The 7,837-nt window shown below is 42.4% G+C and carries 10 protein-coding genes; 6 read left to right on the top strand and 4 right to left on the bottom strand.

Translation table 11 applies throughout. The features are described from left to right. The first annotated feature begins 278 nt into the window (after nt 1-278). Complete coding sequence (locus tag Q0Z62_RS10180; protein WP_298054158.1) at nt 279-770, top strand: phosphate-starvation-inducible PsiE family protein; 492 nt, start codon at nt 279-281, stop codon at nt 768-770. Between the two features lie 180 nt (nt 771-950). After that, nucleotides 951-1,391 carry a PACE efflux transporter gene (locus Q0Z62_RS10175; protein ID WP_269900079.1) on the top strand — a complete coding sequence of 147 codons (441 nt, stop codon included), beginning with the start codon at nt 951-953 and terminating at the stop codon, nt 1,389-1,391. Between the two features lie 73 nt (nt 1,392-1,464). On the opposite strand, the gene Q0Z62_RS10170 is transcribed toward Q0Z62_RS10175, so the two are convergent. Next, entirely contained in the window at nt 1,465-1,836 is a 372-nt protein-coding gene (locus Q0Z62_RS10170) for a glutathione S-transferase N-terminal domain-containing protein (RefSeq protein ID WP_269900080.1), read from the bottom strand. A gap of 144 nt (nt 1,837-1,980) precedes the next feature. On the opposite strand from Q0Z62_RS10170, the gene Q0Z62_RS10165 reads away from it, so the two are divergent. Then, a complete protein-coding gene (locus Q0Z62_RS10165; RefSeq protein ID WP_269900081.1) occupies nt 1,981-3,129 on the top strand; it encodes an AI-2E family transporter in 1,149 nt (382 codons plus the stop codon). A gap of 73 nt (nt 3,130-3,202) precedes the next feature. Here the strand turns inward: Q0Z62_RS10165 and Q0Z62_RS10160 are convergent, their stop codons facing one another. After that, on the bottom strand, nt 3,203-3,580 hold the full coding sequence (locus Q0Z62_RS10160) for an MAPEG family protein (protein WP_298054150.1): 378 nt from the start codon (nt 3,578-3,580) through the stop codon (nt 3,203-3,205). A gap of 149 nt (nt 3,581-3,729) precedes the next feature. On the opposite strand from Q0Z62_RS10160, the gene Q0Z62_RS10155 reads away from it, so the two are divergent. Continuing rightward, on the top strand, nt 3,730-5,133 hold the full coding sequence (locus Q0Z62_RS10155; RefSeq protein ID WP_298054147.1) for a hypothetical protein: 1,404 nt from the start codon (nt 3,730-3,732) through the stop codon (nt 5,131-5,133). Nucleotides 5,134-5,180: 47 nt separating this feature from the next. Here Q0Z62_RS10155 and Q0Z62_RS10150 read toward each other — a convergent pair whose 3' ends face one another. Further along, entirely contained in the window at nt 5,181-5,708 is a 528-nt protein-coding gene (locus Q0Z62_RS10150; RefSeq protein WP_298054144.1) for a hypothetical protein, read from the bottom strand. A 103-nt stretch (nt 5,709-5,811) separates the two neighbouring features. On the opposite strand from Q0Z62_RS10150, the gene Q0Z62_RS10145 reads away from it, so the two are divergent. Then, nucleotides 5,812-6,195, top strand: coding sequence for a DUF924 family protein (locus tag Q0Z62_RS10145; protein ID WP_298054142.1), 384 nt, complete (start codon nt 5,812-5,814; stop codon nt 6,193-6,195). 106 nt (nt 6,196-6,301) lie between these two features. Further along, nucleotides 6,302-7,129 (top strand): alpha/beta fold hydrolase, encoded by an 828-nt coding sequence (locus tag Q0Z62_RS10140; RefSeq protein WP_298054140.1) that lies wholly within the window; start codon nt 6,302-6,304, stop codon nt 7,127-7,129. Between the two features lie 104 nt (nt 7,130-7,233). Here the strand turns inward: Q0Z62_RS10140 and Q0Z62_RS10135 are convergent, their stop codons facing one another. Continuing rightward, a complete protein-coding gene (locus Q0Z62_RS10135) occupies nt 7,234-7,773 on the bottom strand; it encodes a CorA family divalent cation transporter (protein WP_298054136.1) in 540 nt (179 codons plus the stop codon). Nucleotides 7,774-7,837 lie beyond the last annotated feature (64 nt).

Raw genomic sequence — 7,837 nt, 5'->3', positions numbered from 1 at the left:
GCGGCTTGCCAAGAATTTGTCGATCGCATCAATTATGGCGATTTCAATTTATTCATCAATCCAAAAACAGCAAATAAAATCACATATCCGTTTGATTACAAAGCTATTTACCACAAAAAAAAGCAACTATCACTGGGTTCGTTAGTTACAATTAAACGTAGGGTTTACGATTGAGATAATCACTACTTCATTTCGATAAATGATCAGCATTGTATACATTAGTAACGATTCCCTCCTCAACACAAATTTGCTATGCTCAATCATTGACCTCAGGAGCGATGATTGTGCAACAAAACCAAACAGATAAACTACGGGCACGCTTACATAACCATGCTGAATCAGTAGGCAACCTTTTAGTAGAGGCTTTTCACTACTTAGCCCTGTTTGCTATAGGTGGTATGACCGTGTGGGCTGGCACTATGACGGCTTTAGATATCATCGCTAAAGGCACCGCTTCGGTCGATGACATTTTGCTGTTATTTATTTACTTAGAATTAGGAGCAATGGTTGGTATCTACTTTAAAACTAACCATATGCCCGTTCGGTTCTTAATCTATGTAGCTATCACTGCCCTTACGCGCCTGATGATTTCTGACATTTCTCATCATAATGACCCCAATATGGGGGTAGTCTATATCTCTGGGGCGATACTATTATTAGCAATTGCTGTGTTAGTCGTTCGCTATGCCTCCTCCCGCTACCCTTCCACTGAAAGCAATAACCAAGCTCAAAAAATCAATGATGAAAGTCATGAAGGCATCGAGCCCTAAATGGCTGATTAACAGCGTACAAGGTATGCCATTCATTTTTTGACAAATTTTTTCTCATCAGCTATAACAAATGCGCAGGCGGAAACCGTGGCTCTGCTGGGATGAACTATCCCTTTTTTCTTCTATGATCAACCGGGACGGGCCGGCTCTTTTCTACTTCTGGGCTCTAGGGAGTTTCCGTTGATAACACTCAGTCCACTTAAACGCCGTCTTGTCTATGTCACAGTTTTTGAAATTTTTGCCATTCTGTTCTCTACCCTCATACTCATGGGGCTAAGCGGCAGCGATGCACAAGACTCACTGCCTGTGGCCATTATTGTTTCTGTTACTGCCGTAATCTGGAACTATGTCTACAACACCTTATTTGAATCCTGGGAACGACGCCATCAAATTATGGATCGCACTCTGCGGATACGTTGCTTTCATGCGATAGGATTTGAAGGTGGGCTATTGGTGTTTTGCTTACCTATTTATATGCTCTGGTATGGAGTCGGCCTCTGGACCGCTTTTGTGATGGAAGCCGCCCTCCTTCTTTTCTTTTTAGTCTATACCTTTGTATTCACCCTTATTTTTGATAAGATTTTTACCCTGCATCATCAAAACCCCTATGCAGATGCTTAAGCGCTAATACAACTAAAAAGGCTGAATTTTGTCTAAGACAAAATCCAGCCTTTTTTTGAACTGCACTAATCGCTTAGTCACCAAAACGAGTTTCTAAGTATTGAATAATTGCTTTTGACTCATAGAGCCAACGCTCCGAACCATCACTTTCCTTAATTCGTAAACAAGGCACCTGGCGCTTCCCCCCTTTTTGAGTAAGCTCTAGCTCTGCCGCTGGACTTTTATTTACGTCATGTAATGCCACTGGTACGTTCAAGGTATGAAGGACTCGACGCACCTTTATACAAAAGGGACACGCATGAAACTGATAAAGAGAGAGAGAAGCTGCAGCGGCGTCTACCTGTGCCTGATCCTCTGGACTACGCTGTTTTTTAGCAGGACGTGTTAGGCAATCCACCCCTGCAATCAGTGAACCCAAACCATTTCTAAATGCTTTTAAAATCATAACCTGCTCGTTTAAGAGTTAAATGTAAACAATTCGTTGTTATTTTACGTTGTCTACCTACCTTGTCGCAAATAGAGGGCACTGCGACACCTGCCTTCTCGATATAATCATACTTCACGTTCGGCTTATGTATAAAGGGCGCTTATGTCTACACGCACAAGGCTGTATTTCCGCAGCTTCATTCTATTGCTTAGCATCGTCTCGATCGCTTTCATATGGATATTACTCCCCTTTTATGGAGCTATTTTCTGGGGCGTTATTCTTGCTATTATCTTTGCTCCTGTACAACGTAAACTCTTACACAAAACCAAAGGTCGCAAAACACTGTCTGCGCTCTTAAATCTGGCTTTTATCTTATTGATTGTTATTATTCCGGTGATACTACTTAGCGGAGCAATCATTCAGGAGATCATGTCTTTATATAAGCGCATGGATAGTGGTGATATCAACGTAGCAGCCTATCTAGAGCAAATTATTGCCTCGTTACCTCCTAGCATCACAGAAAGTTTACATCGCTTTGGTATTGCTAATTTAGATGATATAGGGGCTAAGTTCTCTGCATTTGCCATGAGTGCAGGTCAGTTTTTGACCAAACAAGCCGTCAGCATCGGCTCCAACACCTTTCAATTCATTGTTGGTTTAGGGGTGATGCTGTATTTACTCTTTTTCCTACTCAAGGACGGATCTGATTTAGCTCGCCATTGCAGCACCTTAGTTCCTTTAAGCGAGGATCAAAAGTCTCACCTATTTAGAAAATTCACCACTGTGGTGCGCGCTACGGTTAAAGGCAACATTGCTGTTGCTGCCACCCAAGGTGCCCTAGGTGGCATCATGTTTTGGATTTTAGATGTGGATGGTGCTTTATTCTGGGGGGTATTGATGGGAGTGCTCTCTTTACTGCCCGCAGTAGGAGCCTCATTAATCTGGGCTCCTGTTGCTATCTACTTTTTTAGTACGGGCGCTGTCACCCAAGGTATTATCCTAACCGCTTTTGGTCTTTTGGTTATCGGTCTAGCTGATAATGTATTGCGCCCCCTACTCGTGGGTAAAGACACAAAGATACCTGACTATGTCATTCTGATATCTACTCTAGGTGGCTTGTCTTTATTTGGTCTAAACGGTTTTGTTATCGGCCCTCTTATTGCGGCTATGTTTATGGCCTGTTGGGATTTATTCCCCTCTGCTATTCAACGCCAAGATGACCTACAAGACGCAAACCTACTTGAGGTGCATGCTGGCCCTATAGATACAATAGAGCCCCCATCGAACAACACCGAAACCCTAAAAACCTAATCGTATTATTTGTGTAGAAAAAGGACTTGATCACCTTGTGACAAGTCCTTTTTTATAAAGCAATACATCACGATTAGATGGCTTTGACAGAGAAAAGCAGTAACCCATTAATCGCAAAAGAAATTGCCCACAATAAACTACGCAACGACGCCTTATCTTTAATATAAGCAACAATATAAGCCAGTCTAAACACTAACCATGCCACACCATACCAGTGAATTAATTCGGGCTCTACCCGACTAAAGTGAGCATATAAAAGGGCAGCATAAAATAAAGGCAATGCCTCAAACGTATTCGTTTGTGCAGCATTAGCTCGCCCACGCCAGCCAGATTGCTTTGCTAACCAGCCTCTAGGTTCATGATTCGTAAACCCATCCCCACCGAACTTAGCACTTACCGCCGCCACAAAAGGCAAAAGTGCAGCTAAAAATATAAGTAATGCTACCGACATAACAACCCCTTTTACGTTGATTTATCTACGTTTTTAATGCAAATTAACAAAAAACCTTTGTCATTGAAATAGTTCGTTATAGTTCTTTTTCAAAGGCTAAGTACAATAGCGCACCTTCTTCTTTTACTTCTTATTGGAAGTGCCTACATATGAAACTCTCTACACTTGTTGCTGCCATCCTTGGCGCCGTTATTGCTAGTGGTGGTACCGCTTATTACTATCAACAAAAAACACCTGAGCAAACCCCTGTTACTCACTCTCAGCTACAATTTGAACAAAAAGCACTGGGTGAAATTAATACAACGAGTCTTCTAAATTTAACAGATGGTGTACGCAGTATCCCATATAAATTCACAGCTAAAGATGAGCAGTTTGTAAAAGTCGCTGTCTCTGGTGCACTACGAGCCCAAATCAGTGTTCTACAGAATGGCCAACTGATTGCCCACACAAACTACTGCGAAGAGTGTAATTCTACAACGCGCCCTCTACCCACCACCTTAGCTTTTAAAACAACCAAAGATCAAGAATATCAAATTATTGTGAGTGGTAACGACACCCGCTCTTATGGACCATTCAGTGTAGAGGTCGCACCTCTTAAAACGTCCGTTGATGAAATCGTCAAAGCAGATTCGGTCTTACAAGAATGGGCAATGGGTGGGGAACATCAAAGCTATGAACTCGAAATTGACGAGGAAGCCCTCTACACCATTGATATGCGTGCAGATCAAAGTCGGTTAGATCCCTATTTAGTCTTAAATGATGCCCAAGGCCGTCGCTTAATTGCCGATGATGATGGTGGTGAAAATCTCAATGCTCGCCTTCAAACTTATCTAAAACCAGGTAAATATTCAATACAGGCCAGCTCGGCCATTGGGTCGGAATACTTTCAAGGCCCATTTATATTAGAAATAAAAAAACAAGCATTACCGGAAAACCTAACCTTAGAATCAGGGGCTGTTTTGGCATTAGATGGTGAGTCCAAATCGGGCTTGTATCTCAATGAGCCACAGCAATTTAGCTTTGAACTCAGTCAGCCCACTCAGGTTTCATTGTTTTCAGAAACCTCCGGTTTTTATGCTGACATTACGCTTGATGGCGTGACAGCCAAACAACAAGATAGTAACACCTACACACTCAGCTCCATTTTACAACCTGGCACACATACCATTTCGATTAATAGTGATGAGCAAAGTGGCGTATATACACTGAATTTAACAGCCCAAGCCGCGCCAAGACTAGCTACTGGTTACGCCTTAAAAATCGGCGAAGCAGTCAACACAATTATGCCTAGTAAAGTGAGCTCCACTGTTTATACCCTTTCGATTCAAGACCCAGGTTCTTATGTCATTGATATGGAGTCCGATGCATTTGATACGTACTTATTATTACGTCAAAATGGCATCACTTTAATGGAAAATGATGATAATGACTTCAATACCAACTCAAGAATTGAGTTACACCTAGAATCAGGTAATTACGAAGTCCATGCCACCTCTTTTGGTTCTGTCAGCCCTAATGCCAATTACTCGCTATTAGTTTCCCCCGCACCATAAAATTAAACAGGTAGGGGCCCACTACCTGTTTAATTTTAAATTTATTCTTATAAACTACGGACTATTTCTATATTCAAATCAGATAATGTTTGAGTAATAGTGTGTGTTTGCTCGCTAGAGCGCGAATGAATAACTAAAGACCAATGTCCCTCATGTACAGCAGTATCAACCTCTTGTATCACGGCTTCCTGATCGGGGCGCATAGTGACAAGCCCGCCCCACATCAAACCTGCTGCTGTACTGAAAAAAAGAATAGGAATTAAACTACGCCCTGGGGTAGAGCTAATGAGCTCTACCCCAGCTAAATACAGCCCACCCCAAATTAACCAACCCAGAACAAATCCAGCTAAACCTAAACGTACATGAGCTTTAACTGCGGTACGTTGTATCCCTTGTTCCTCTGGTTCTAATTTACGATCATAATGCGTTTCATGAGGGGCAATAATCTCGTACTGATTAGGATCTATCCCTTTTTCGCCTAATACCTGCGCACAACGCTCAGCCGCCTGCCTATTCTGAAAAACGGCAACGATTTTGGTATTAGACTCTTCACCTGATAGTATATTTGTACCCATTCTATTCCCCTTTACTTATTAAGAAGATGTCTATTTACTTTAACGCAGTAAAGATAGGCCACCTAAAGTTAAGTGCAAGGATTCATTACTAAAAGGATATCCTATGTCAACCAGCCCCCAAGCCGTTCTACACTTTTGGTTCCATGCATCCACCCCGGAACAGTGGTTTACCAAAGATCCACATTATGATCATCGTATCCGAGATCAGTTCTCTAGAAATATCTGGCGTGATACGCCTCAGGCCCTTAGCCCTGTCCAAAAACAATTTATGCTCATGCCGTTTATGCCTTCTGAGTCTAAAGCTATCCATGCCGAAGCCATTCAGCTTTTCAAGAAATATACTCATGAAAACAGCTACCATTATGAGCAGCTCCATAAAAACATTATTGATCGATTCGGTCGCTACCCTCATCGTAACGGCATCCTAAACAGGCCCTCCACACCAGAAGAAATTCTCTTTTTAAAAGAACCTAACTCCAGTTTTTAGCATAAGCTTCACACTTTTTGATCTGATATAAGCCACCTTTTTTATATAAAATAAATTCATATTAAACATATACATTCATTTGAATATAAAAATAGGACTGTCTATCATGTCAACTCGTCGCCGCTTTATTCAACAGGTAGCTGCTCTGGCTACCCTCTCTACTGCCCTGCCTCAAATTGCCCGAGCTCAAACGGCACCTGCAGCATCCAATACGCCCCGTAACTATGTATTAGCACATGGTTCATGGCATGGTGGTTGGTGCTGGAAAGAGGTTGCTCAGGCATTACGAGCAAAAGGTCACCGTGTCTTTACACCTAGCTATACGGGAATGGGCGATCGCGCGCATTTAATAAATAAAGACATTACGATAGACACCTTCATCGAAGACCTCATTCAAGTCATTCAGACCGAAGAGCTAGAAGATGTCATTTTAGTAGGACACAGTTTTGGAGGGATTCCAATTACAGGCGTTGCTGATCGCATCCCTGAAAAAATTGGACATCTTGTCTATTTTGATGCCATTGTTCTAGAGAATGGGCAATCCGCGTTCTCTAACTATCCCAAAGCCGATGCTGATGCCCGTATTGCAGCTGCCTCTAAGGCTACGAATGGTTTAGCGGTTCCTGTCCCCAACCCCTTACCAGAAGCCTGGGGCATTCCATCCAACACCGCTGAGCATGAGTGGGTAGTACGCCGTCTTAGCCCACACCCCTTAGCAAGCTACACCACAGAACTAAAACTAAAACATCCCATTGGAAATAATCGTCCTAAAACATACATTAACTGTACTGAGCCCCTATTGGGCGTACTTGCGGACTCTAAAGCATTAGTTAAGTCCCAAAAAAACTGGGGCTGGATTGATTTAGCGGCGCCGCATGAGGCGCATATCACGCACCCCACTGAGCTGAGTCAAATTTTATTAGATCTCGCCTAAATCCCTAATGATCTAACTCAATAAATAGATTGACTAAAAAATTGGCCCCACACGTATTTCCCATGTGAGGCCAATTACTTCACAATCTTCTAAGAACTCAAACTCTACAACCACTTCATGCGTTTAAATCGGTAATACAAGCTGCCACAAACCGCACCCATTGCACCTAGCACCATCGGATAACCATAGTCCCAGCTTAGCTCAGGCATGTGCTCAAAGTTCATACCGTAAATACCAGCAAAAGCAGTTGGTATTGCAATAATTGCTGCCCACGCAGCTAATTTACGCGTAATGTCATTTTGCTGTAATTGAATAATCATCATGCCCCCTTCGAAAGCAAAGGCAAGCGTATCTCGTAGAGCACTAATTAACTCGGCTTGACGTGCAATACGATCAGCCACTTCAGCAAAATAAGCCCGACTATCATCCCCAATATAACTTACGTTTTGTCGAGTGAAGCGACGGGATAACTCAGATAAAGGACTAATACTGCTTTGAATTCGTAGCAAAGAACGACGCAAGTAATACACTTGTTCAATATCCTTTTTTTGCGACCTGCCTACAAAAAAATGCGTTTCTGCTTTTTCTACACGATTCTCAAACTGCAATAAACTTTGCGTGTAATCATCCGTATTGAAGCTCACCCAGCTAAAGCAAGGTGATTCTTGTTGTCATCGGTTTAGGCGCCGTGATATTCAATCACGCCCG

Source organism: uncultured Paenalcaligenes sp. (assembly GCF_947630565.1).
Taxonomy (GTDB): Bacteria; Pseudomonadota; Gammaproteobacteria; order Burkholderiales; family Burkholderiaceae_B; genus Paenalcaligenes; species Paenalcaligenes faecalis.
Note: the sequence above shows the minus strand (reverse complement) of the source record. Positions and strands in the feature narration are given on the sequence as shown.